General features: G+C 44.4%; 19 protein-coding genes and 1 CRISPR repeat array. Of the genes, 5 read left to right on the forward strand and 14 right to left on the reverse strand.

The genetic code is table 11. The features are described from left to right. Positions 1–13 precede the first annotated feature (13 nt). Both KH180_RS03740 and KH180_RS03745 read right to left on the reverse strand, forming a co-directional pair. Positions 14–1,822 carry a [FeFe] hydrogenase, group A gene (locus KH180_RS03740; protein ID WP_290756572.1) on the reverse strand — a complete coding sequence of 603 codons (1,809 nt, stop codon included), beginning with the start codon at positions 1,820–1,822 and terminating at the stop codon, positions 14–16. Positions 1,823–1,897: 75 nt separating this feature from the next. Beyond that, complete coding sequence (locus KH180_RS03745; protein WP_290756575.1) at positions 1,898–2,860, reverse strand: D-2-hydroxyacid dehydrogenase; 963 nt, start codon at positions 2,858–2,860, stop codon at positions 1,898–1,900. Positions 2,861–2,928: 68 nt separating this feature from the next. Between KH180_RS03745 and KH180_RS03750 the strand changes: the two genes are divergently transcribed. After that, complete coding sequence (locus tag KH180_RS03750; RefSeq protein ID WP_290756578.1) at positions 2,929–3,837, forward strand: PfkB family carbohydrate kinase; 909 nt, start codon at positions 2,929–2,931, stop codon at positions 3,835–3,837. Here KH180_RS03750 and KH180_RS03755 read toward each other — a convergent pair. The 3 genes from KH180_RS03755 to deoC are packed head-to-tail and all read right to left on the reverse strand — an operon-like array spanning position 3,827 to position 6,325. Next, positions 3,827–4,585: a DeoR/GlpR family DNA-binding transcription regulator gene (locus KH180_RS03755; RefSeq protein WP_290756581.1), complete on the reverse strand. Its 759-nt coding sequence runs from the start codon at positions 4,583–4,585 to the stop codon at positions 3,827–3,829. The two genes, KH180_RS03750 and KH180_RS03755, sit on opposite strands and share 11 nt — an antisense overlap. 24 nt (positions 4,586–4,609) lie before the next feature. Beyond that, a complete protein-coding gene (locus tag KH180_RS03760; RefSeq protein ID WP_290756584.1) occupies positions 4,610–5,623 on the reverse strand; it encodes a Gfo/Idh/MocA family oxidoreductase in 1,014 nt (337 codons plus the stop codon). A 15-nt stretch (positions 5,624–5,638) separates the two neighbouring features. Then, a complete protein-coding gene (gene deoC / locus KH180_RS03765) occupies positions 5,639–6,325 on the reverse strand; it encodes a deoxyribose-phosphate aldolase (protein ID WP_290756587.1) in 687 nt (228 codons plus the stop codon). Positions 6,326–6,540: 215 nt separating this feature from the next. On the opposite strand from deoC, the gene KH180_RS03770 reads away from it, so the two are divergent. Next, on the forward strand, positions 6,541–6,960 hold the full coding sequence (locus tag KH180_RS03770) for a GNAT family N-acetyltransferase (RefSeq protein ID WP_290756590.1): 420 nt from the start codon (positions 6,541–6,543) through the stop codon (positions 6,958–6,960). A 71-nt stretch (positions 6,961–7,031) separates the two neighbouring features. On the opposite strand, the gene KH180_RS03775 is transcribed toward KH180_RS03770, so the two are convergent. From KH180_RS03775 to KH180_RS03785, 3 genes are read right to left on the reverse strand one after another with little or no spacing between them, the layout of a single operon-like run. Beyond that, complete coding sequence (locus tag KH180_RS03775; protein ID WP_290756592.1) at positions 7,032–9,308, reverse strand: xanthine dehydrogenase family protein molybdopterin-binding subunit; 2,277 nt, start codon at positions 9,306–9,308, stop codon at positions 7,032–7,034. Position 9,309: 1 nt separating this feature from the next. Further along, the gene (locus KH180_RS03780) at positions 9,310–9,768 is read right to left on the reverse strand and encodes a (2Fe-2S)-binding protein (RefSeq protein WP_290756594.1); all 459 of its coding nucleotides are present in this window, start codon (positions 9,766–9,768) and stop codon (positions 9,310–9,312) included. A 2-nt stretch (positions 9,769–9,770) separates the two neighbouring features. Further along, the gene (locus tag KH180_RS03785) at positions 9,771–10,556 is read right to left on the reverse strand and encodes an FAD binding domain-containing protein (RefSeq protein ID WP_290756596.1); all 786 of its coding nucleotides are present in this window, start codon (positions 10,554–10,556) and stop codon (positions 9,771–9,773) included. 437 nt (positions 10,557–10,993) lie between these two features. Here KH180_RS03785 and KH180_RS03790 point away from each other — a divergent pair, with 437 nt between their 5' ends. The 3 genes from KH180_RS03790 (at position 10,994) to KH180_RS03800 (ending at position 14,678) form a co-directional block, all read left to right on the forward strand. Then, complete coding sequence (locus KH180_RS03790) at positions 10,994–12,892, forward strand: acyl-CoA dehydrogenase family protein (protein ID WP_290756599.1); 1,899 nt, start codon at positions 10,994–10,996, stop codon at positions 12,890–12,892. 33 nt (positions 12,893–12,925) lie between these two features. Further along, positions 12,926–14,128 (forward strand): FprA family A-type flavoprotein, encoded by a 1,203-nt coding sequence (locus KH180_RS03795; protein ID WP_290756602.1) that lies wholly within the window; start codon positions 12,926–12,928, stop codon positions 14,126–14,128. Positions 14,129–14,264: 136 nt separating this feature from the next. Then, positions 14,265–14,678, forward strand: coding sequence for an RrF2 family transcriptional regulator (locus KH180_RS03800; protein ID WP_290756605.1), 414 nt, complete (start codon positions 14,265–14,267; stop codon positions 14,676–14,678). A gap of 17 nt (positions 14,679–14,695) precedes the next feature. On the opposite strand, the gene KH180_RS03805 is transcribed toward KH180_RS03800, so the two are convergent. From KH180_RS03805 to feoB, 6 genes are all read right to left on the reverse strand, one after another. Continuing rightward, positions 14,696–15,889: a Wadjet anti-phage system protein JetD domain-containing protein gene (locus tag KH180_RS03805; protein WP_290756608.1), complete on the reverse strand. Its 1,194-nt coding sequence runs from the start codon at positions 15,887–15,889 to the stop codon at positions 14,696–14,698. Then, positions 15,870–19,244, reverse strand: a complete 3,375-nt coding sequence (locus tag KH180_RS03810) for an ATP-binding protein (protein WP_290757233.1) — start codon at positions 19,242–19,244, stop codon at positions 15,870–15,872. Before KH180_RS03810 ends, KH180_RS03805 begins: the two co-directional genes overlap by 20 nt. Further along, positions 19,192–19,848: a DUF4194 domain-containing protein gene (locus KH180_RS03815; protein WP_290756611.1), complete on the reverse strand. Its 657-nt coding sequence runs from the start codon at positions 19,846–19,848 to the stop codon at positions 19,192–19,194. Before KH180_RS03815 ends, KH180_RS03810 begins: the two co-directional genes overlap by 53 nt. Beyond that, complete coding sequence (locus tag KH180_RS03820) at positions 19,845–21,206, reverse strand: Wadjet anti-phage system protein JetA family protein (protein WP_290756614.1); 1,362 nt, start codon at positions 21,204–21,206, stop codon at positions 19,845–19,847. The genes KH180_RS03815 and KH180_RS03820 overlap by 4 nt, the downstream gene beginning before the upstream one ends. Positions 21,207–21,444: 238 nt before the next feature. Continuing rightward, positions 21,445–22,129: direct repeats of the CRISPR family, unit length 30 nt; unit sequence ATTTCAATACAACTCTTGTTAATGTTCATT. A 244-nt stretch (positions 22,130–22,373) separates the two neighbouring features. Then, complete coding sequence (locus KH180_RS03825) at positions 22,374–22,514, reverse strand: FeoB-associated Cys-rich membrane protein (protein WP_290756617.1); 141 nt, start codon at positions 22,512–22,514, stop codon at positions 22,374–22,376. A 59-nt stretch (positions 22,515–22,573) separates the two neighbouring features. Further along, on the reverse strand, positions 22,574–24,757 hold the full coding sequence (feoB, locus tag KH180_RS03830) for a ferrous iron transport protein B (protein WP_290756619.1): 2,184 nt from the start codon (positions 24,755–24,757) through the stop codon (positions 22,574–22,576).

Below are 24,757 nucleotides of genomic sequence, written 5' to 3' on the forward strand. Positions count from 1 at the left end.
ATACACTTTTTTATTACAGGTCAAAGTATCGCTTTAAGTACCCTTCAAAAGCTTTTCCATGCCGTGCTTCATCTCTTGCCATCTCATGGACTGTATCATGGACTGCATCCAGCCCTTCTGCTTTGGCCCGTGCTGCAAGTTTTGTTTTGCCTTCTGCCGCACCATTTTCTGCATCCACACGTAATTCCAGGTTTTTCTTGGTGGAATCTGTAACTGTTTCGCCCAAAAGTTCCGCAAACTTTGCTGCATGATCTGCTTCTTCTCTGGCAGCCTTTTCATAATATCTGCCGATCTCCGGATAACCTTCCCGGTGGGCTGCCCTGGCCATGGCAAAATACATACCTGTCTCCCGGCATTCTCCCTCAAAATTGGCACGGAGATCTTCTAAAATATCCTCCCGGACTCCTTCTGCAGCCCCGGTTATATGCTCCGCAGTTTTTCTTTCCGGCCTCTTTCCAAGTTCACTGCTCCGGTCATGGTACATGGTATGCAGCATCTGCTCTGCCAGCTCACTTAAAGGCTCTCCATAAAACTCCTCGTACAGTTTTTTAATCTGTTTATTTTCGTGACTCGCCCGGACCTTCATCCCGCTGTCTCTCCTGTACAGGCTCTCGATTCTCTTTTCCTGTATGATCTGGCCTTTGAATTCTTTATCCTTCGGCTGTCCTCCGCCGCCGATGCAGCCTCCGGGACAGGTCATCACCTCAATAAAATGATACTGTTTGTCAGCAGATTTTACTTTCTCTATGATTTTTCTGGCATTTCCTGTTCCGTAAACGACTGCCACATTGACTGTGAGACCGCCGATATCAAGACTTGCTTCCTTAACTCCGTCCATACCTCTGACAGGTTTCAGATCGTAGAGCAGTTCCGGGGATTTTTCCTTCGTGATGAACTCATATGCAGTCCTCAGGGCAGCCTCCATAACTCCCCCGGAATTGCCGAAGATAACTCCCGCTCCGGAACCTTCTCCCATAAATTCATCAAACTCAGAATCCTTAAGCCCCATAAAATCAATATTTTCTTCTTTGGCCCAAAGTGCGGCTTCTCTTGTAGTTATCACGTGGTCCATATCCCGCATGTCTTCTATTCCGCAGTAATTTCCTGCATCCTTCATTTCTTCCCTGCGGATTTCAAACTTTTTAGCCGTACATGGTGTCAGTGCCACATTTACAATCTTCTCAGGATCAATGCCCATGAGTTTTGCAAAGTATGTTTTAATAGTGGGCCCCTGCATGCCGATCGGGCTTTTAGCCGTAGAGATATGGTCCAAAAGTTCCGGATAATAGATCTCCGCAAACTTCACCCATGCCGGACAGCAGCTCGTAAACTGGGGCAGGGGCCTGGTCCCTTTTGTGATTCTCTCAATCAGCTCACTTGCTTCTTCCATAATCGTCAAATCAGCACTGAAGTTTGTGTCCAGCACATAGTCAGCTCCGAGAGCTCTGAGAAGCGCAACCATCTTTCCCTGGACAAACGCCCCTTCCTCCATTCCAAACTCCTCTCCCAGAGCAGCTCTCACCGACGGAGATGTGCTGACAACTACGATTTTTTCCGGATCCCTGACTGCTTCTCTGATCTCTTCATACTCATAGGTTTCCGTAATGCTTTCAACCGGACAGACGTTGGCACACTGACCGCAGTTGATACAGACCGCCCTGTCACCTGTCTGTTCCAGAATATAGGTCCCAAGAACAGAAATATAATCTTTGCAGATATTTTTACACTGGCCGCATTTTATACACTTTTCTTCATGCCTCATAATGGATGGATTATCAAGGTCTATTGGTACTCTGACATTGGTTGGTAAATGTTTGCTCATTCGTTCCTCCTTAGAAAGATAATAAATAGTAATAATTACTATTATTATATATGATCTTCCAGCAAAGTACAACGTTTATTTACAATATCCGGTCTGGAAATCCACTACATGGCAGAGTTCTTCTCCCTGCAGATATCTTCTGACATTTTCCACGGCAATGTCCCCAATAAAATCCAGTGTCTGAGGAAGATGGAAGTCTCCTGAGATATGGGGTGTAATCACCGCATTTTTAATATTCCAAAGCCGGTGTTCCTGCGGCAGCGGTTCAGGATTTGTCACATCCAGCCCTGCCGCATAGATCTCTCCTGTGATCAGTGCATTGCACAGTGCCTCCGTGTCCACGGCATTTCCGCGTCCTGCATTCATAAACACAGCGCTCTTTTTCATTCGTTTAAACTGCTGCCCGCTGAATACACTGCGGGTCACAGGTGTGTTGGGAAGAATGGAGACAACTACATCCGCCTTTGGCAGCAGCTCATCAAGTTCCTCCATCGTATGCAGCTCATCAATCCCCTCCGGGCACTCACCGATTCTGCGCTTTATTCCAATCACATAAGAATCCAGTGCCTTCATCATTTTGGCAAATGATAATCCGATATTTCCAAGGCCTGCAATCAGCACTGTGTTCCCGGTCAGTGATAAAACCTGCCCTTCATCTGCCCAGTCACAACGGTTCTGGTTATCCCGGTATACATGCAGTTTTTTCTGTATAGACATCAGTACAGCAAACAGGTGCTCTCCCACGGCTTTTCCGTATGCCCCGGTAGCACTGGTCATGATGGTTTTGTCATGCAGGATATTTACCCCCATATAGGCATCAGTTCCGGAGGAATTCAGCTGTAAAAGCTCCAGATTTTCTGACATGCCGATCATCCAGGCCGGAACGTTCCCGATGATGATATTCGCCTGCTGTACCATCTCTTTGCTGACATCCTCATAGGAAGAATAAATTATTTCACATTCCGGAGAAACTTCTTTCAGCTTTTCTTTATATGTATCTCTCATAGGAACTACGGTCAAAATCTTTTTCTTTATCATATCGATTCTCCTCTATCCTGTTTTATTTTTAGGGATTTTATTATATCATAAGGCATGGAGGAAAAAATATGAACCAAAAAAAGAAAATTTTAATCATCGGCTCATCTGTTGCCGATGTTCTTATAGATGTGGAACGGTTTCCTGCGCCCGGAGAAGATTTGCATATCTTAAATCAGCAGCTCTGCATCGGCGGATGTGCCTTTAATGTATCCGATATCATCCGGCATTTTCAGGTGCCGCATCTGCTGTTTTCTCCGGCAGGCACCGGAATCTACGGGGATTTTATCAGAAATGAATGGGAAAAACGTGGAATTGTCTCCATACTGCCAGTGCCGGACCTTGACAACGGCTGCTGTTACTGCTTTGTTGACCAGTCAGGTGAGCGGACCTTCGCTTCTTATCACGGTGCTGAATATCTGTTTGAAAAAGAGTGGTTTGAGCTGATCGATGCTTCCCAATACGACACAGCCTATGTATGCGGGCTGGAAATTGAAGAAAAAACCGGGGAACACATCGTTTCTTTTTTAGAACAGCACACGCACATCAGCGTATACTATGCCCCGGGCCCGAGAATTGATAAACAGCCGAAAGATCTGATGAGGCGCCTGTTTGCCCTTCATCCCACCGTACATTTAAATAAATCTGAAGCCATCCTGCTGTCGGGTGAGACGGATCCGCAGCATGCTGCCATGGCCGTCAGCCAAATGACAGGTCAGGATGTGATCATCACTTTGGGAAAAGACGGGGCTTACTGCCTGGAGAATGGCAGCGGAGTCTTTCTTCCGTCCAGAAAGGCAAAACAAGTGGACGCCACCGGAGCCGGTGACGCCCACATAGGAGCTGTTATGGCACTTAAAAAGCTTGGATTTACGCTTTCCGATGCGGCCGCCAAAGCCAATCTGGTTTCTGCGGCTGTTGTTGAGAAAAAAGGTGCTTCCTTGGATCATAAAACATTTCTTCAATGCTTTACAAAATGACGGTCCCCAGGTTTTCAAAGGCTTCCCTCAGTTCATCTTCCAGCGGTTTGTCCAGGATAAAGCCGTCAAACTCTTCTATTTTTGCATAGGAGCAGATGGTCCGTTTTCCAATCTTGGATGTATCGCAGACAAGATAATTCTGGTCTGCAGAGGCCATCATTTCTTTTTTGATTTCTGCCTGGTCCATATTAGGAGTTGTCGCTCCTTTAGACAGGGAAACACCATCCGATGACATAAAGGCTTTTTCAACGGATATATTTTCAAGAAATTTCATCCCCATACTGCCCACCGTACTTTCAAAGGCAGTCCGCACATGCCCTCCGATGAGGATTAGATAGATCCCTTCCATCTTTTGAAGCTCCATGGCAGCGGGCAGGTCATTGGTCACAACTGTCAGTTTCTTTGCATCCTTTAAAAGCTTTGCAAGTTCCAGCATGGTTGTTCCGCTGTCTAACAAAATTGTATCCCCATCCTTTATCATTGTTCTGGCTTTTAACGCTGCATTCTGCTTTTCTTTCAGATATTTCTGCTTTCTTGCGGCGATTGATTCTTCCACGTTTAAAATATCATCATTGAGCAGTGCTCCTCCATGGGTCCTCGTAAGCCTCCCTGCCTTTTCCAGTTCCATCAGGTAGGTGCGGACCGTCGTTCCGCTCACATGAAACCGTTCAGAAAGTTCAGCGCTGCTCACCCTTTTATTTTCCTTTAATAGTCTCATGATCTCTTCTTTTCGTTCTTCTGCAAACATACGGTCCTCCTGTCAGTCTCTTTTTTATAATTCTACAATCTTTTTATTCACAATAGATTCATTTCCGGCTTTTACGATCCTTACGGCCATCTTTCCGTCATAACCGCTGCACTCCACAGGTGTATCGTTTATAATAGAACGTATAAAGCTCCGGTCTTCAGCTAAATAAGCATCCTTGAACAGGAATTTCCAGCTCCTTGTAGTCGGGCGCTTCAGTTCATGGTTCGGGGTACAGGTAAGGATTTTCTTTTCATGGATATCTCCAAGACAGATCACTCCCTTTGTTCCCAGGATCTCCACCCTTGCATCATATCCGTACTGGACATACTGGGCTCCTTCCACACAGGCATGAATTCCGTTTGCAAACTCCCCGGTCATGATGACATTGTCATAGAAGTCCGGATACTGTTCGGCAATCTCTTTATTTCTGAAATTCCCTCCTATGGCGTAGACGCTTTTAAGCTCACTTTCTGCAAACCACCGGACGGTATCAATGTCATGGCTGCTTACCTCTGCCAAAGGCCCGTTGCTCTTTTTAATATCGTACATCCATTCTTTGGGCTTGCTCGGCCCTCTGGAATGAGATTTCACTAAGACAATATCTCCGATCTCCCCTTCTGCGATCATCCGTTTTGCCTCCTGGAAGCTCTCATCAAAACGGCGCATAAATCCGATCTGCAGCTTTACTTTGTTTTCTTCTGCAGCCTTGATCATCTCATCGCATTCTTCCTCATTCATAGCCATCGGCTTCTCGCAAAAGATATGTTTCTTTGCTTCGGCTGCAGCCACTGCAATCTCTTTATGGTACTTGGTCGGCGTTACAATATACACTGCATGGATCTCTTCATTTTTCAGAACTTCCCTGTAATCTGTGTAATACAGCTCAATGCCAAGTTCCTCTGCCGCATTTTTTGCTGTTTCTTCCACCGGGTCACAGACTGCGATTATTTTCGCATTAGGAACACTTCCTGTATAATTGTGCGCATGGACCATACCGGCCCTTCCGGAACCAATCAGACATACCTTGATTTCTTTCATTCTCTTTTCCTCCCCTTATTTCTGCATCTCTTTTACAATCTCAACACCTGCACTCGTTCCAAGCCGTTCTGCACCGGCTTCGATCATTGCCAATGCAGTTTTAAGATCTCTGATACCTCCTGCAGCCTTTACTTTTACTGCATCACCCACAACAGATTTCATCAGTTTCACATCTTTCACTGTTGCTCCTCCGGTTCCAAAACCTGTGGAGGTTTTTATAAAATCCGGCCTTACTTCTGTTGCAATTTCTGCAGCTTTTTGTATTTCTTCATCCGTAAGATAGCAGTTTTCAAAGATCACTTTGCTGATGACTCCCGCTTTTCTGCATACGTCCACGATCTGCTTCATCTCTTCTTTTATGTACTCATAATTCTTATTTTTTACTTCCGCCACGTTGATCACATAGTCAATCTCATCGGCTCCTTTTTCTATGGCGTCTTTCGTTTCAAAGACCTTACACTCAAGTGTGGTCTGACCTAATGGAAATCCGATGGCTGCTCCCACATGCACAGGACTTCCGTCCAGCAATTCTTTGCAAAGTTTAATCTGTGCCGGATTAATCGCTACCATCTTAAACTGGTATTCCCTCGCCTCGCTGCAAAGCTTTTCAAACATTGCAGTATCTGCAAATGCTTTTAAATTTGTATGATCCACCATGCCTGCCAACTGTTCTGCCGTAATCTCCATTTCTGCGCCCTCCATTTCGTTTACCTGCGTTATATTTTGTTTACTTGTGTTTATAACCTTATGTTACCATAGGTAATATACAAAAGCAATACATAATAGAACAAAAGAAAACAAAAGTTTTCGTAAGTACTTTTAAACACAGAATTCAATAAGTATGTAAGAAGAAATGACGGTATTATCCTAGCATGATATAGTTATATTATAAAAAGGGGATTTGCGGAGGAAATATTATGATAAGAAAATCAACAGTAAATGACATTGATATTATTATGGATATTTGGTTAAGTACAAATATAAAAGCCCATAGTTTTATATCTGATGAATACTGGAAAAACCACTTTGAAGAAGTGAGAACTGCTATTTCAGAAGCCGAAGTATATGTTTTCGAAGATGTTGTAATAAAAGGATTTGTAGGGGTAATTGAAAACTATATTGCGGGTATCTTTGTAAAAGAAGAATTTCAATCCCAAGGTATAGGAAATGAGCTTATTCAGTTTTTACAGAATTCGAAATGTGAGCTTGTTTTGGATGTGTATGAAAAGAATAAAAAGGCAGTTGATTTTTATATAAAACACAATTTTAAAATATCTCAAAAGGGAACCGAGAAAGAAACAAATCATATGGAATATCAAATGATTTGGAAAAAATAATATGAAGAAAGAAGAGTCCTGAAAGGTTTTCTCTCACAGACTCTTCTTTTGTAAATTATTTTTCAGTTTTGTTATCTGTCTTTCATTCCCATATAGATCTTCTCAGCCGTGACCGGAAGTTCTCTGACACGTACTCCTGTCGCATTATATACTGCCTCTGCAATAGCCGGGTTCGGAGTATTAATGACAATTTCTCCTATGGATTTTGCCCCAAACGGCCCGGTCGGCTCATAGCTGCTCTGGAATTCTACCCGGATATTTCCGATATCCTGTCTTGTAGGAATCTTATACTGCATAAAAGAATTGGCTGATGTTTTTCCTTTCTCATTGTAAAGGATCTCCTCATATAAAGCCATTCCGATTCCCTGTGCCAGGCCTCCCTCGGTCTGAACTCTTGCCAGATTTGGATTAATGACAGTTCCGCAGTCCACAACGGCAGCAAAATCAATCAGCTCCACTGCCCCTGTCTCCATATCCACTTCCACCTCTGCGGCTCCTGCCATAAACGGCGGCGGAGATGTAGGAGAATAGTGGGATTCGCTGGCCTGAAGTGCTTCCTCATTTCCGCACATAACCTGATTCCCTATGTCTTTTAATGAAACTTCTTTTCCGCTTTCCGGGTGGAACACTCTTTTTCCGTCAAACTCTGCTTCCTCCAGAGGACATGACAAATACTGGGCACCTTTTTTAAGGATCTTTTCTTTTAATACCTCACAAGTCTTCACCACTGCCATCCCGGTCACATAGGTGGTACTGGATGCATAAGAACCCGTGTCATACGGAGAGACATCCGTATCCACTCCATGTACCACAATCTGATCCATATCACAGTCCAGACAGTCTGCCGCCATCTGGGCAAGAATTGTATCACATCCGGTTCCCATATCAGAAGCCCCGATGATCAGACTGTAAAAGCCGTCATCATTTACTTTAATCGTAACCGCAGCTGTGTCCACGTTGGAAATTCCGGAACCCTGCATAGCCAATGCCAGTCCCACACCTCTGACCTTCCCGTTGCCCATGTCTTTTCTTGGATATTTTTCATCCCATGAGATCATTTCTTTTACACGTTCTACGCATTGGTCCAGTGCACAGCTGGTGGCTGTCTCTCCATAGTAAGCAGGCATCTTCTGCCCTTCTCTCACCATGTTCAGCTCTTTTAATCTGACCGGATCCATTCCCATCTTGTGGGCCAGTTCATTTACCGCAGATTCAACAGCAAAAATACCCTGGGTGGCTCCGTATCCCCGGTAAGCCCCAGCGGACATTACATTCGTATAAACTACATCATAGGCAAAACGGAATGCTTCGGTCTTCCCATACAGAGGAATTGATTTATGTCCGGACAGCCCGACCGTCGTCGGACCATGTTCTCCATATGCCCCTGTGTTTGAAAGCGTATATACATCAATCCCCTTGATAATTCCATTTTCATCTGCTCCGATACGCACAGTAACTTCCATCTCATGCCGGGGGCTGGATGCAATAAAAGATTCTTCTCTTGTATAGACAATCTTTGCAGGTTTGCCTGTCTTTATAGTTACCAGTGCCGGATAAACTTCCGTAACAACCGTCTGCTTTGCCCCGAAGCCGCCGCCGATTCTCGGCTTCACTACGCGGATCTTTGACTTGGGAATATCCAAAGCATGAGATAAAATCCTTCTCACATGGAATGTAACCTGCGTGGAAGACACCACGTTGAGCCTTCCGTATGCATCCAGATGTGTAAACGTACAGAAGTTTTCCATCATAGCCTGCTGGTTTGCTTTTGTGTGGTATGTCTCCTCCACATAATATTTACAGTCATTCAGCACCTGGTCAATATCGCCTTCCTGTGTCTCATTGTGGGCACAGAGATTTCTTTTATTGTCTGCACCCACTTCACAGAGCGCTTTCCAGTTTTCTTCCGGATGAACCAGAATGTCATGATCTTTTGCTTTCCGGAAATCCAGTACGGGCTCCAGCACCTCGTATTCTACTTTTACAAGTTTCATGGCTTTTTCCACTGCTTTTTCAGAAACACCTGCAATAATTGCTGCCGCATCTCCGACAAAACGCATCCGGTCATCTAAAATCCTTCGGTCATAGGGACTTGGCTCCGGATAGGTCTGCCCGGCCATGGTAAATCTTTTGTCAGGGCAGTCCTCATGGGTCAGGATACACTCAATCCCCGGAACTTTTAACGCCCGCTCCGTTTCGATATTCTTTATCACTGCATGTGCATATGGACTTCTTAAAACCTTCACGATCAGACAGTCTTTCGGCGCCAGATCATCTGTGTAGACAGGTTTTCCGGTCACCAATGCCATGGAATCGACCTTAGGGACAGAAGTATTGACTGAATTCATGTTACTGTCCTCCTTTTTCTTTCATATAATTCTGAATAGCCCTCATCTGGCCTTCATATCCGGAACACCGGCAGAGATTCCCTGCCAGATACTCTTTGATTTCTTCAATAGACGGGTCTTTAAGCTCTCTCATCATTGCAATCACATTCATGATAAAACCCGGAGAACAGTATCCGCACTGTTCAGCTCCTTCTTTTGCAAGGAAACTTCCAAAATCCGTAGCCTCCTGCTGAATTCCTTCCAGAGTAGTAACCTCCCTGCCTTCTGCTCTTGCTGCCGGCATGGCACAGGACAGACACGGTTTTCCGTCAATCAGTACCGTACACAGTCCGCAGTTCGTTGTATCACAGCCTCTTTTCACGCTATAACATCCCATATCTCTCAATAAATCCAGCAGCATGCAGTCCGGTTCAATATCGGCTGCCGCCGGCTTTCCATTTAATTGAAAATTAACTTTCATCCTTAAACTTCCTCCAATACAGCATTTGCGGCCCGCCTTATGAGAACCTTTGCCACCGCTTCCCGGTACTCGCTGCTGCCTCTCATATTGCTTCCAAACTTCATTCCGGATACTGCCTTTTCGGCCAGAGTATCCTCCGATTCTCCGTGAATAACAGCAAGCTCAGCTTTGGCCGGCCTTGCTCCCACAGAAACATACCATGTATCATCTTTTTTTGATACGGCACAGGCAACTGTGGGAAAATCTGTTTTTGTTGCCCGCTGAGATATATAAGCAGCTCTGCGTCCATCCTTTTTAATGATGATTTTCTCTAAAATATCACGGTCACGTTTCCGGTCAGCAAATTCTGCCAACGTCATTTTGCCTGCATGGACCAGCACCACTTCCGTGTTAAGGGCAAGCAGACAGGTCAGCACATCAGAAAATCCAAATCTGCCGTAAATACTTCCTCCTGCTGTTGCCTGGTTCCTGAACTGGACGCCTACGATATGCCGTACACTTTCTCTCACTGCTCCGTGAAAATAAGACTCAAGTCCCGGATGGGTCTCCAGGCTTCTTAAAGAACACATAGCTCCTATCTCAAATACTTCTTCTGTTTCCTTAATATAGTCTAAAACAAGTCCGGACAAATCAATGGCGTTTTGTATCCGCGGGGAACAGAGCCTCAGCCACATCATTCCTCCAAGCACACGGTTTGTCTTCTTTTGGTTCAGCTCATATGCCTCCGAAAGACTTTCCGGCCTTAAATAATTTGCTATCGTTACCAATTCAATCTCCTCCATCGTCATTCGTTAAAATCAATTTCTGTCCGACACATTTCTTCGTTTCCGGACAGAAAACACTAATTTATACTTTAACATAGAAATAAGAAAGGACGAAAGAGTTTTTTTATAAAATCCATATGTATCCTGTATATTTGCAGATAATGGATGGCAGCGTATGCTTTTGCGCAGAGAAAAACTTTCTATTGTCAATAGTCACAGTATTTTTATGTTTTTTTCGTTATACTATACAAACTTAATCAAGTTTATTCCAAACATATTTACATCTTCAAATCACAGGTATATACTGGAATCAAGATATACTTTACTTAATCAATCAAGTTTATATTTTTGATGTTTCTATCATATGATCTTTAGTACCTTATGGTGTGTATCACGTCTGCCCGGAGGGCATGAGGAACAGGGGCGTGTCCCAGAGGGTACCGAATCAAAGGAGGCTTAATATGTTATTTCAAACAACCGAAGCTCATGAAGACCTGCGTGCGAAAGTCAGGGAATTTGCAGAAACTGAAGTGAAACCTCTCACCTTCCTCTTAGACAAAGAAAATGAATTCCCCACAGAGGCTATTGAGAAGTTTGCAAAGATGGGAATGATGGGTCTGCCATATCCGAAGGAATATGGAGGTGCAGGATCTGATGTTCTGAGTTATGCCATCGCTGTGGAGGAACTCTCCCGAGTAGACGGTGGAACAGGCGTTATTTTATCCGCTCATGTCTCTCTGGGAAGCTACCCGATCTTTGCTTTTGGAACTGAGGAACAAAAACAAAAATATCTGGTTCCTCTGGCATCAGGTGAAAAACTGGGAGCATTCGGACTTACAGAGCCCAATGCAGGAAGTGATGCCGGCGGCACGGAAACTACCGCAGTGCTTGAAGGAGACTACTATATATTAAACGGCGGCAAGATTTTTATTACCAATGCCGACAAAGCTGACACTTACGTGGTATTTGCAGTTACCACCCCGGATATCGGAACCCATGGGATCAGTGCTTTTATTGTTGAAAAGGGCTGGGAAGGCTTTACATTCGGGGATCACTATGACAAGATGGGCATCCGCTCCTCTTCCACTGCCGAATTGATTTTCAATGATGTAAAGGTTCCGAAAGAAAACCTGCTGGGAAAAGAAGGAGAAGGCTTTAAGATTGCTATGGCAACTTTGGACGGAGGCCGTATCGGCATCGCTGCCCAGGCTCTCGGAATAGCCCAGGGAGCATATGAAAATGCACTGGAATATTCCAAGGAAAGAGAACAGTTTGGACGTCCGATCTGCCAGCAGCAGGCGATTGCATTTAAGCTTGCCGACATGGCTACCAAACTTAGAACCGCCCGTCTTCTCGTATACAGTGCAGCGGATTTGAAAGAAAACCATGAGCCGTATGGACTGGAATCTGCCATGGCAAAACAGTACACCTCAGACATTTGCCTGGAAGTTGTAAATGATGCGCTTCAGATCTTTGGAGGCACCGGCTACCTGAAGGGAATGGATGTAGAACGGGCATACAGAGACGCAAAAATCTGTACGATCTATGAAGGAACCAATGAAATCCAGAGAGTTGTCATAGCTTCCCACATCATCGGAAAAATGCCGAAAACCCAGACAACAAGGAAGAGAGAACCTGCAACAGGCGTGCGCAAGAAAACGATCTTAAAGGATGGTTCCGCCAAAGAACGGGTTGACGCTGTGGTGGAGGCTTTGAAAAAAGACGGATATGACTTTACGGTCGGAATTGACCTGGACACTCCTATCTCCAAAGCTGACCGTGTAGTCAGCGCCGGAAAGGGTATCGGTCCTAAAGAAAATATGAAGCTCATTGAAGATCTTGCTGTACAGGCCGGAGCCGCTGTCGGTTCTTCCCGTCCGGTGGCAGAAACCTTAAAATACGTGCCGATCAACCGTTACGTGGGAATGTCAGGACAGAAATTCAACGGAAATCTGTACATCGCCTGCGGTATCTCCGGAGCCGGCCAGCATCTGAAGGGCATCAAAGATGCCACTACCATCGTGGCTATCAACAATAATGCCAACGCACCGATCTTTAAAAATGCAGATTATGGAATCGTGGGGGACGTGGAGGAAATTCTTCCGCTGCTCACAGAAGCTCTCGACAACGGAGAACCTAAAAAACCGGCTCCTCCTATGAAGAAAATGAAACGTGCAAAACCGAAAAAAACGGTGCCTACCTGGAAACGATATGTCTGCAACGGATGTGGATATGAGTATGATCCGGCCAATGGAGATCCGGAAGGTGAGATTGAACCGGGCACATTGTTTGAAAAACTGCCGGAAGAATGGATCTGCCCAGACTGCGGTGAATCAAAAGACATGTTTATTGAAGTGTGACATTTGGATTTCAGATAAAAGGAGGTATGATCCATGCATTGTGTTAGAAAAGTAACCGAAGATTTATATTGGGTTGGCGGCAATGACCACCGTCTGGCCCTGTTTGAAAATATCCACCCTATTCCCAGAGGAGTTTCTTATAACTCCTATCTGCTCCTGGATGAAAAAACCGTCCTGTTTGATACCGTAGACTGGTCCATTGGCCGTCAGTTTTTAGAAAACATCGAATATGTTCTTGACGGCAGGCCTCTTGACTACATGGTCATCAACCATATGGAGCCGGACCACGGTGCCTCCATTGAGGAAGTGCTTCTCCGCCATCCGGAGGTACAGATCATCAGCACAGAGAAAGCCTTCATGCTCATGCGCCAGTTTGGATTCGATGTCGACGGCCACATGATTGAAGTAACGGAGGGCGATGTACAGTCTTTTGGAAAACATGAAGTAACATTTGTATCTGCCCCGATGGTCCACTGGCCAGAGGCCATGGTGACCTTTGATGTCACAGACGGCATCCTGTTTGCCGCAGATGCTTTCGGATCTTTCGGTGCCCTGGACGGAAAACTGTTTAATGACGAAGTGAATTTTGACCGGGATTGGATCGACGATGCCAGAAGATACTATACAAACATCGTAGGTAAGTATGGACCTCACGTTCAGTCTCTGCTGAAAAAGGCCGGAACCATTGACATCAAAATGATCTGCCCGCTTCACGGACCGGTATGGAGAAGTGATCTGGGATACTTCCTTGACAAGTATGACAAATGGAGCCGTTATGAACCGGAAGAAAAGGGCGTAATGATTGTCTATGCTTCTATGTACGGCAACACAGAGGCTGCGGCACAGAATCTGGCTGCCCGGCTCTGCGAAAAGGGCATGACCAACGTTGTCATGTATGACGTTTCCAATACCCATGTTTCCCAACTGATCTCCGAGACCTTCCGGCTAAGCCATATTGTTCTCGCTTCAGTCACCTACAATCTGGGAATCTACCCGCTGATGCATAATTATCTGATGGATATGAAGGCATTAAACCTTCAGAAACGTACCTTTGCGGTCATTGAAAACGGCTCCTGGGCCTGTAAGTCCGGTTCTCTTATGAGGGAATTCATTGACGGCATGAGAGAAATGGATGTGCTGGATGAGCAGGTAACCCTCATGTCATCCATGACAGAAGACAATGGGGACGATATGGATACACTGGCAGACGGCCTTATAGAATCTATGAAACAGTAAAAACCCATTTTTTAAAATCCAGGCCTGCATAAATTTTTGCAGACTTGGATTTTTTCTCTGAAATAATTTGTCTGCTTCCATTGACAGGCATTTTTTAGTTTGGTATATTTTCACTAAGATAAGGAGGGAGAACCACATGCTGATTTCAAGAGAAACCGATTATGCCCTGCGCATTTTGAGGGCCTTAAGTGACGGAGAAAAACGATCTATAGAGGAGATATGCAGTCTGGAAGCTACACCAAAACAGTTTGCATACCGTATTATAAAAAAGCTTGAAAAGTCCGGATGGATCGTCATCACCAGAGGTGCCGAAGGCGGCTGCCGGCTGACAGCTGATCTGCACGATGTGAGTCTCCATGACCTGATCCACGGTCTCGGAAGCAGCTTCTGCATCAATGCCTGCTTTCAGGAAGGCTATGAATGTACCAGGTCTCCCCTCTGCGAAGATCCGTGCCATATAAAAGAAGGGCTGGCTAAGCTGCAGGAATCGATGGAAAAGGAATTAAAAGATTTAAATCTTCATTGTCTCATCTTCGGTTCTCCGAATTAAATTCGTTCCAGTGTTTTTTATTTCATGGAACGCACTTTCCCATGAAATAAAAAACTTTCCTGTTCCAGCGCTTTTCCTTCGCTGACCAGCAGTTTTCTAAGCTCAGACATCTCAGGTATCTGATCCATATCCATTCTTTTTAGTTTCGTTAATATTCCGGACTCCACAGCAACTGCATATTTTTCATATTTCCGGTAGACTTCTGTGTCCATCTGCCATGGCTGAACCTTGGGGAATATTTTTTGTTTTATATACTGGTAAATCCGGATCCCGCCGTAATCCAGATCCCCGGAATGAAAATACTGTGTCTTCGCCGGAAGCACTTCCCGCAGTTTTATGAGAAATTCTCTTTCCTTCGGCGTAAAAAAACCATGGCTGTATATGATAAGCCATTCTTCATCATACGGCATAGCCATGTAGTTTGCCTTATTTTCAACTGTCAGGACTTTTTTTACCTTCTGACCTGAATTCGGTTCTGCGTGAGAAAGCGTCAGAGAATTTAAGACTGCTCCGTACCGGAACTTCCCCAGATCGATGTTTTCTCCGTCCACTGAGATCCATAAAGGCCCCTTTAACGCCAGCTCCTGGGAGTATTCCTCAATCAAAAGCTGGGACAGGATCTGGGTATCATTCATCTCTTCTTCTATCCCTGTGTGATATTTTCTGGCAATAGACAGTATGGTACTCTGAAATTCATTCTCAAAAGCCTTGGAATGCCCCAGGCAGTATTTGCTGAATACCCTTTTATATAAAGGCTCCCTCAGACGGTCTATCTCTCCCAGACACTGAAACAGCCCATCCCTTTTTGCAAATTCTGAGGGCACATGGCCTTTTTCCAAACGAATCAAACACCGGTCCAGATATTGTTTTATCCACATTCCTTCCACCGATGAGCGCAAATTTTCAACAGCCCTTCTATGTTCTTCAATAACCTGTGACTTGGGGCGGATATCTGACAGTTCATACATGCGGGGAAGATCCCGGAGGGCATACCGGATCTTACGGATATCATTTCCCACGCTCTCCCATTCAATCGTTATCATCCCCTGTGTTTGAAGTTCCCTGGCCTCTGCCAGAAACTCTGTTTTTCCTACCTTGTCATACAGTTCCTGATGTACGAAGAAGGAGCGGTTTCCTTCCGCCCCTTCCTTCCAGTCTGAAGATGACCGTTCGGTTTTTTCTATAATGATCTTAAGCAGTTCCTTCTTCATCCTCTGCTTCCTCCAACAGATTCTTAAACTCCCGTTTTTCAAATTCCTGGATCGATATGCTCTTCTTATTCGGATTAGCGTAGACGAACGTCTTGTCCACATTCTCCAGATAATTCTGAATTTTGTCATTGGTGGCGCTTATAATAGCCTGGAATCCAAGTCCCCGGATCAGCTCTATACAGCTGGCAACCTTCTCCGCATCCATCTTTGAGAAAGCCTCGTCAAGGACTACCAGACGAATGGTAGGGCTTCTTCTGATCTTTGGTGACAGATTGATCCTATAGGCCTGGGCAAAGCTTGCAAGCAGTGCAACATAGAGGGGATTCTGCCCTTCTCCCCCTGAATTTTTCTTTATCATTCTGCTCAGTCCAATGGTGATTTTTTCTTCTCCTTCCACGATTTGCTCCATGTCAAAAGAAAGATAGGTCCTGTAATCCGCATACTTTTCCATATTCCGCTTGGCCTCATCAAGTTCCTCCGCTGAGGCATTTTCAGGCGGGATGAAAATATCAATCAGGTCGCTCATGACTTCTCCATACCGGCTCTCATGTTCCATAGAAAACAGATTCATTTGATGATCCATGGATGCATCCAGCGTGGAAGGATCAATCTGCAGAGATTCATCCATAAACATTGGATAATAAATACCGTCCGGTCCCTTATTTTTCGTAATGCGGAACTGGTACTTGTCCTTTCCAAAGTCCAGTCTGCTTATAATGCGGTTCAGCTCATCCCTTCTCTGATAAGCTTCCAATATAGCATATCGGATCTTGGAAATAAAATCATCCTTAAAGTGTTCCGCCGCAGATCTGGCCTGTTCTCTTGCTCTCTCCTGATAATCCGCAAGATGGTCACATTCCAGCTTGGACAGCAGCTGCTCATAAGGCTCGTTCCCCTCGATGGCCGGTGAAAATGTCCGGTTCGGATACTCTCTTAAATAAGCAGAACGCAGTTCTACCAGTTCCCTGTACACTTCTTCTTTTTTCTCTTCTGCCTGTCTGATCTTGCGGATGGTCCCGTTTTTCAGATTCTCGTAGTTGGAAGCGCCTCGGTCTTTCATGAAATCCTCAAATGCCTGTTCCAGTTCTTCATTGTATTGGAAAATCCGCTCCCTCTCCGTAAGTTCGCTGTTTGTAGAAAGGTGTAGCTTCTGCCAGTCTTCGATCTGCTTTTCCCTTGTCCAGACAGCCCTTGACACCTGGCTGAGCAGTTCCTGCTTTTTCGCCTGCAGTTCTTTGTTTTCCCGCTGCCTTTCCACTAATGCATCAATAGATTCCTCTTTCATTTTCTGCATTTTTGCTTCCAGCCGCTTTTTCTGCTCCGTTTTTTCTTTCAGCCAAGCCAATGCTTTCTGCTGCTCTAAATATTCTTCCTCAGAACGGCCCAGGGCCTCCAGCGCCAGTATCTCTTCTGCTTTGGATACCATATCTGCAAACGGCTGCTTTTTTGCTTCCAGCTGTCTGCGCTCTTGTTCCAGATCTTTGATTCTTTGTTTCATACTGCTCTCGCCGATATAAGACCGCTTAGTATAATCGGCAGGATTCAGTCTCTTTAACTGGAAATTCTTATAAAGCAGACAATCAGGGGTTACCCCTGTCCTCTGCTGCCTGAGTTCATCAATCGTATGACATTTGATGACTCTGCCCAAAAGCAGGTCTACAAAAGCACGGACAAAGGGTTTCTCTGTAATAACTTCTTCAGCCAGTGCCTGGCCGGCAACAGCAGGTTTTTCTTCCTGTACCCGTTCTGTATCTAAAACGGAAACTCTGAAAAATGTCTTCTGATCCATCTCTCTGTAGATCTCCATGGCTGCTTTTGCATAGTCAGGTTCAACCACCAGAGCCAGCTTGTTGGATCCCAGGTATCCTTCCACCGCTTTATGCCATGTTTCTGATCTCATATCCAGAAGATCTGCGAGAATATGTACTCTCACTGCCCTGCCAAACCGGGTGCTGAGACGGGTCTGGAGCTCATACCTGGCATTTTCCAGCTCTTTCGGATAGGCCTTATTCCCTTTTTTCAGCTCGCCAAGTTCCCCGGCAATCTCTTTTTCCCGCTTCTTAATCTTCCTTAACTCTGAAGACGCTTCCTGCCGGTCGCTCTCCACCTCTTCCCGTATTACCTTTAAACTGTGCCTGAGCCTCCGGAGTTCCTCCAGGCTTATGCTGCCCTTTGAAAAACTTTCAATATCCCAGATGGTCTGATTAGGAGTGGCCTCAAGTTCCTTCCACCGCTCCAGGTGGGCACATGTCTGCTGCCATGCCGCCCTGTTTCTTGTAAGCTGTTCCAGCAGCTCATTCAGGCCTTTCAGCTCTGTTTTCAAATTTTCAAAACCGCTGTTTGCGATCTGCTTTACCAGCCCGTCATATTCAGCGGCCAGGGCGGACAGCTCTCCGGACAGCTTATCCCTGCTTTCCTCCTGCTGCTGTTTATCATCCTCCGCCCTCTCCATCTTTTCCCTCAGATCCTTTATCTGTTCCTTCAGCTGAAGCATCATAAGTTTTTCCAGGCGGTACTGGTAAATCTCTGCTTCCTTCCCTGCTTTAACAAACTGATCATAGCCGTTTCTTATCTGCTTCAGGCTTGAGATCTCCTTTAAGGTATCTTCAATCTTTTTCCGCATTCTTCCGTATTGGAGGACACTCTCCTGCATATCCTCAATCTGAATGTCCTGCTCCATACAGATATATTCCCGCACAAAATCTTCCAGCTTAATGTTCATTTTAAACGGAATGGCCCTTTTAAAGAGCCGCGGAAATTTATCTGCATCCAGTCCTCCCAGATAAATATCATAAAGCTGCCTTCTAAACCGCTCGTTGCTGGTGCCGAAATAAAACTCTTCACGGACAAAATGGGTTTGGATATACTCTCTCACTTCACTGGCGGCCATTGCACGGCCGTCTTTCCGGTAGTGGTGTTCAGGAATTCCTCCCTTGTGCCAGAAAAACAGTCTCGATATTTCGTTTGTCGCTGTCTCCACGTCAAAAACCACACCGACACACTCTTTGTCTCCGGTCACGGTCTGTTCAAGTTCCAGCACAATGGTTGTGGAAAAATTCCTGTTTCTGATATATTTCACTTCATTGTTGTCGCCCACAGAAATCATGCCCCTCAGATATTCAATCAGGCTCCTGTCTGAATCATCAGCCGCAGCCTTGTTGAAAAATCCTCTTCCGTCCGTGTTGGCATAGAGGACAATCTGCAGGGCATCGATGACTGTGGATTTTCCGCTTCCGGAATGTCCCGTAAAAAAGTTGATGCCTTCGCTGAAGGAAAGCACCTTTTTCTCAATATAATGCCAGTTATTCAGACAGATCTTCGATAGTGCTTTGAATGCCTGTTTGTTCTCCTTCATCTTCTCCACGTTCGTCCTCCTCTGTAAATGTTTCAATCAGCTTATGAACATCGTCTCCCAGCAAAACTGCATTAATACACGGATATACAACCATCCGGCTCTCCTCATTGAGATCCTCCAGCACATCCATCGGTTCTATGATCTGATACCTTTTCAGCAGAGAAATAGTCTTTCTCATTTCTGTGGCGGATGACAAGTTTTTCAGCAGATGAAAATCCCCGATCTTTTCATTGATTTCTCCCAAAGATGTGTATACATAGCTGCTTGTGGATGCCGCCTCCATCTGTTCATCATAAATAAGCTTTAAGATCAGCAGATAAATGGTAGCCAGCTTCGGAAGCTTTTCCCCGAGCACAGTCTCTCCCTGAATATAAAAAATCCCCATATGGCTGCTCTCGTTCAGTTCCAGCCCTGCTATGGCAAAATACTCTCTTAAAAATTCCAGATGCTGATTCAATATCCTGAAATCCTTCTGGAATGTAAATCTTCCGGTTCTCTTTTCGTATTTTCGTTCCAGCACAAAGGTCTGACGGAACAAAAGCTGGATGATGTGTTTTATATCATCTTTTTCCTCATCACTTAACTGTTCGTAATATTCAATCATGCCTTTCTCCTCACAAATAACAGATCCGGATAGCGGTATTTTCCGTTTTCCAGCATCCTTTCTTCTCTCTCCACCACCTGATAGCGGCTGTTTTTTCTGGTACAGTAGTCATAGGCCAGAATCAGCTTTTCAAAAGCCTCATTGTCGCTGATCTCCACATCTTTTATCTCCATACAGCCATCATTCATATGGCTTTCCAGAAATTCTTCAATCTCTTTTTTGCTGTATCTGGTATGAATCTTGTTCAGCTTTAATACTTCTTCCCTGGACAGTTCCGGCATGTCCTCATCTGGCTCCAATTTGCTGATGAAATCTTTTCTCTTTTTTCTTCTGTACAGTGACTTTTGTGAGAGGACCTCAAGACGTGACAGATTCATTTTTTCTGCCACCTTTGTAAGCCTCTCATCTTTACCCTCATCTGTTTCCAAGTGTTTTAACAGACTCACTACCATGCCTTTCATATCCGCCTCGCCGCTGAGCATATAATTCAGCCTCGTAACCGTAGCGCGCACATATTTGGAATGTTCCTTGTCCATATTTGCAATTCTGTGTTCAATATCATCAAAGCCGCGTTCTATGGCATCCAATATTTCCAAAACATCTTCCTTCTCATCCCGGCCCTCTGCACGGGCTTTGGCACGGACCTTTTCAATCCATACCGCATCTTCCCTCATTTGCTGGAGACACCTCTTGATATCCATTTTGTACAGATAGAAGTTATCATTGGTCTTCAGCATATGGTATTTTTTCTTGACGATTTCCTCCACATATCCCTCTAAATGCTCCGCCAGGACATCTCCGTAAAACTGCTGTTTTAACAGGCGTCCAAAAAACTTATCCATGTTATGCAGCAGATCCTGGAGTGCCTTGTTCAGCTTCTTTGTATTGATTAAAGCGGTTTTCAGCATACCCAGATTAATTCTTTTGTCATTTTGGAAGGAAAATAAAGTAGCATATACGTTTTGAATATAAATCTCCGTGTCCTCCATCTGAGGATTCACCAGCTGTTCAAAAGCTTCCAGAAAGACAGCCGCATAATCGGGGATCACAATATTGGATGTAAGCGTAGAAAAATCATCCAGCTTCTTCAGCCATCCGGTCCTGATCAGCCAGTTTAAAATCCGGTTCGGCGGCGTCTCCAGTACATCCAGCTCTGACTCAAATTCTTCCCGTTCAAGCCAAATGCGTTTATCTGCATTCCAGTCACTGAGGACCTGAATACAGACTTCTCTGCTCAAAAAATAGTTATTATATTCATATTCTTCACTGATTTTCAGCAGTGCTTCTATGTAAAGATCCCGATTAACGGAACGGAATAAGCTCCAAAATGAATCCGGGATATCGTATCCAAATCTCATAGTCCCTCCTTTATGTTTTGCTTTTTTATCATAACACAAAACCCCATTTTTGTGCACTGCCTCAGCCGGCCCATATTTGTACGCATCCGGTCTTGAGGTTTTTCTGCTGCATAGGGTGATCTATCTATAACAGCAAAAAAGGAGACAGGTATTATCCCTGCCGCCTGATCTTATCGCACTTATTGCTGAAAGTGGCCTTTTGTTTCATGGGGGTTCTATTTCAGCAGACATTACGTCCATTTTATTACAACTCTTGTTAATGTTCATCACTATGCTACAATAAAGTGCATTACGCATATTAAATTTCAATACAACTTTTGTTAATGTTCATCCCGGAAGGACTTTATACTGTTATCCTGCCGCAAAAGAATTTCAATACAACTCTTGTTATTGTTCATCCGTCAGTTTCCGGTGCCAAAACAGGAAGTAAAGGGAATTTCAATACAACTCTTGTTATTGTTCATCTCAACACCATATGCCCGCAGGCTGTATTTCCATCCATTTCAATACAACTCTTGTTAATGTTCATTCACAACTACCACGAATCATGAAATTGGGAATTATATTTCAATACAACTCTTGTTAATGTTCATTTGGAGATTTTGCAGACATGATGGCAAAGAAAACCGATTTCAATACAACTCTTGTTAATGTTCATTCGGACTTGGTACCAGCGTCAGGATTTGCTTCTTACCCATTTCAATACAACTCTTGTTAATGTTCATTCTTAGATATTCCTTGTGCATATTTTTTGTAATCAGATTTCAATACAACTCTTGTTAATGTTCATTCCCTTAAGTTCATCTTTTTTCTTTTCCTTTCTCATCATTTCAATACAACTCTTGTTAATGTTCATTAGACAGCAAATATGTTCAGCAATCAAAAGAAAATAAATTTCAATACAACTCTTGTTAATGTTCATTCAACGTTTTTTCGTCGTTTCCTGTTTTTATTATAGCCAGTTTCCCTTATAAAATCAACGTTTCCTCTGTTTTTTCCCAACCGATTTTATGTTTTCTTATTTTCTCTTTTAATTGCTGTTTACCCGCCATTTTAAGCGGTTCTTCTGCATTTCCCATGTGAAGAGGTTGGGAAATTTAATCCTTCGTTTTTACTCTTTGTTTTATAAAAGGCAAACACCGGTCTCGTCATCCCGCCACAGCTTTTTTAGTGTCCGCAATGCCCTCCGCAGCTGCTGCAGCTGTTTCCGCAGTGAATTGACTTCCCTTTCTTCTTATCCCGCACCATACTTCTGACAATCAGGCCTACGATGCCTAAAACAGCTACTCCTACAATGAAAGTTCCCATTCTGCACCTCCTTTAAATTTCAGGCCTGCACGTTCAGTGCAGGCCTGTGTTTCCCGAATTTATTTTACTTCGGCCGCTCCTTTAATACTTACGTTTAATTTTTTACTTTCCTTATATGGCCTTACTAACAGATAGATAAATCCGATTATCAGGATGAAAGCAGCAGCCGTCCCGATCCCGAAAGTTCCTGTAGTAATCAGTGTACCAATCTGATAAACACAGAGTGAAACCACATAGGCAAGAATTGTCTGGTATCCAACAGCAAACCAAAACCATTTTATATTGTTCATTTCTCTTTTTATGGCTCCCATAGCTGCAAAGCAAGGTGCACACAACAGGTTAAATACAAGGAAGGAATATGCCGCTGCTGCTGTCATGCTTCCGGCAAGTGTCCCCCAAATCTCGGCACCGTCTTCTGCCACTTCGGCAAAGCCAAACAAGATGCCAAAAGTACCTACTACATTTTCTTTTGCTACCAATCCGGTGATAGCAGCCACAGCTGACTTCCAGTTTCCCCAGCCAAGAGGTGCGAAAATCCATGAAATACCGTTGCCGATGGCGGCAAGGATACTGTGGTCGAGTTCCATATCCGTGAGCATTCTGAACTGTCCGTTGATCCATCCAAAATAAGTTGTAAACCATATAAAGATGGTAGAAAGAAGAATGATGGTTCCGGCCTTTTTAATAAAGGACCATCCGCGTTCCCACATGCTTCTTAATACATTTGATACGGTCGGCATATGGTAGGCAGGCAGTTCCATTACAAACGGAGCAGGATCTCCTGCGAACATCTTTGTTTTCTTCAAAATAATTCCTGAGCAGATAATCGCTGCAATGCCTACAAAGTAAGCACTGGGAGCTACCCACCATGCACCGTGAAACAGCGCACCGGCAATCAGCGCAATGATCGGAAGTTTTGCACCGCACGGAACAAACGTTGTTGTCATAATGGTCATCTTACGGTCACGGTCATTTTCAATGGTTCTTGATGCCATGATACCCGGTACTCCGCATCCGCTTCCGATCAGCATTGGTATGAAAGATTTGCCGGAAAGACCAAACTTGCGGAAAATACGGTCCATGATAAAGGCTACCCGGGCCATGTATCCGCAGGACTCAAGGAATGCAAGGAAAAGAAATAATACTAACATTTGTGGCACAAATCCCAGTACTGCACCCACACCTGCAACAATACCGTCTAGAATCAGTCCCTGAAGCCATGCAGCACATCCGACAACATTCAGACCTGCTTCAATTACAGACGGAATACCAGGCACGCTGAGTCCAAAAAGCTTCCATCCGTCACCAAACACTCCATCATTTGCCCAGTCTGTAGCCCAAGTTCCGATTGTCGTGACAGAGACGTAATATACAGCGAACATTACTGCTGCAAAAATCGGCAGCGCGAGAAACCTGTTTGTAACAATACGGTCAATTTTATCCGAAACAGTCATTTTTTCTTTTCGGTTCTTCGTAATACATTTTTCAATAATAGAAGAAATATAGGTATAACGCTCATTGGTAATAATACTTTCTGTATCATCATCCATCATATCTTCGATTTTCTTGATCTCAGCCTCTGCGTCCGGCACCACCTTCATCTGTTCCCGGATCTTATCATCCTTTTCCAGTATTTTAATTGCAAAGAAACGCTTCTGTTCTGCCGGAATCTCGCTGCCCAGCTTCAGTTCCACTGCATTCAGCACTTCTTCTACTCTGGAATCAAATGTATGTACCGGGGGAGCAGACTTCTTGTCATTTGCAAGTGCTACTGCTTTTTCTGCCGCTTTTTTGATTCCTGTACCTTTGAGAGCAGAAATCTCTACTACTTCACACCCCAGTTTTTCACTGAGCTGTTTGATATGGATCTGGTCCCCGTTTTTCTCAAGGACATCTATCATGTTGACTGCCATGATTACAGGAATTCCAAGCTCCATAAGCTGTGTTGACAGATAAAGATTCCTTTCGATATTTGTGCCGTCTACAATATTTAGTATGGCATCAGGGCGCTCTTCAATCAGATAATTTCTTGCAACAACTTCCTCTAATGTGTAAGGAGAAAGGGAATAGATTCCCGGAAGATCCATGATGGTGACATCTTTGTATCCTTTCAGTTTGCCTTCCTTCTTTTCCACTGTAACGCCAGGCCAGTTTCCTACAAACTGATTTGAACCGGTCAAAGCGTTAAACAGCGTTGTTTTCCCGCTGTTCGGATTACCAGCTAACGCAATTTTAATTGACAT

Origin of the sequence: Anaerostipes sp. (assembly GCF_018381315.1) — a bacterium.
GTDB lineage: Bacteria > Bacillota > Clostridia > Lachnospirales > Lachnospiraceae > Anaerostipes.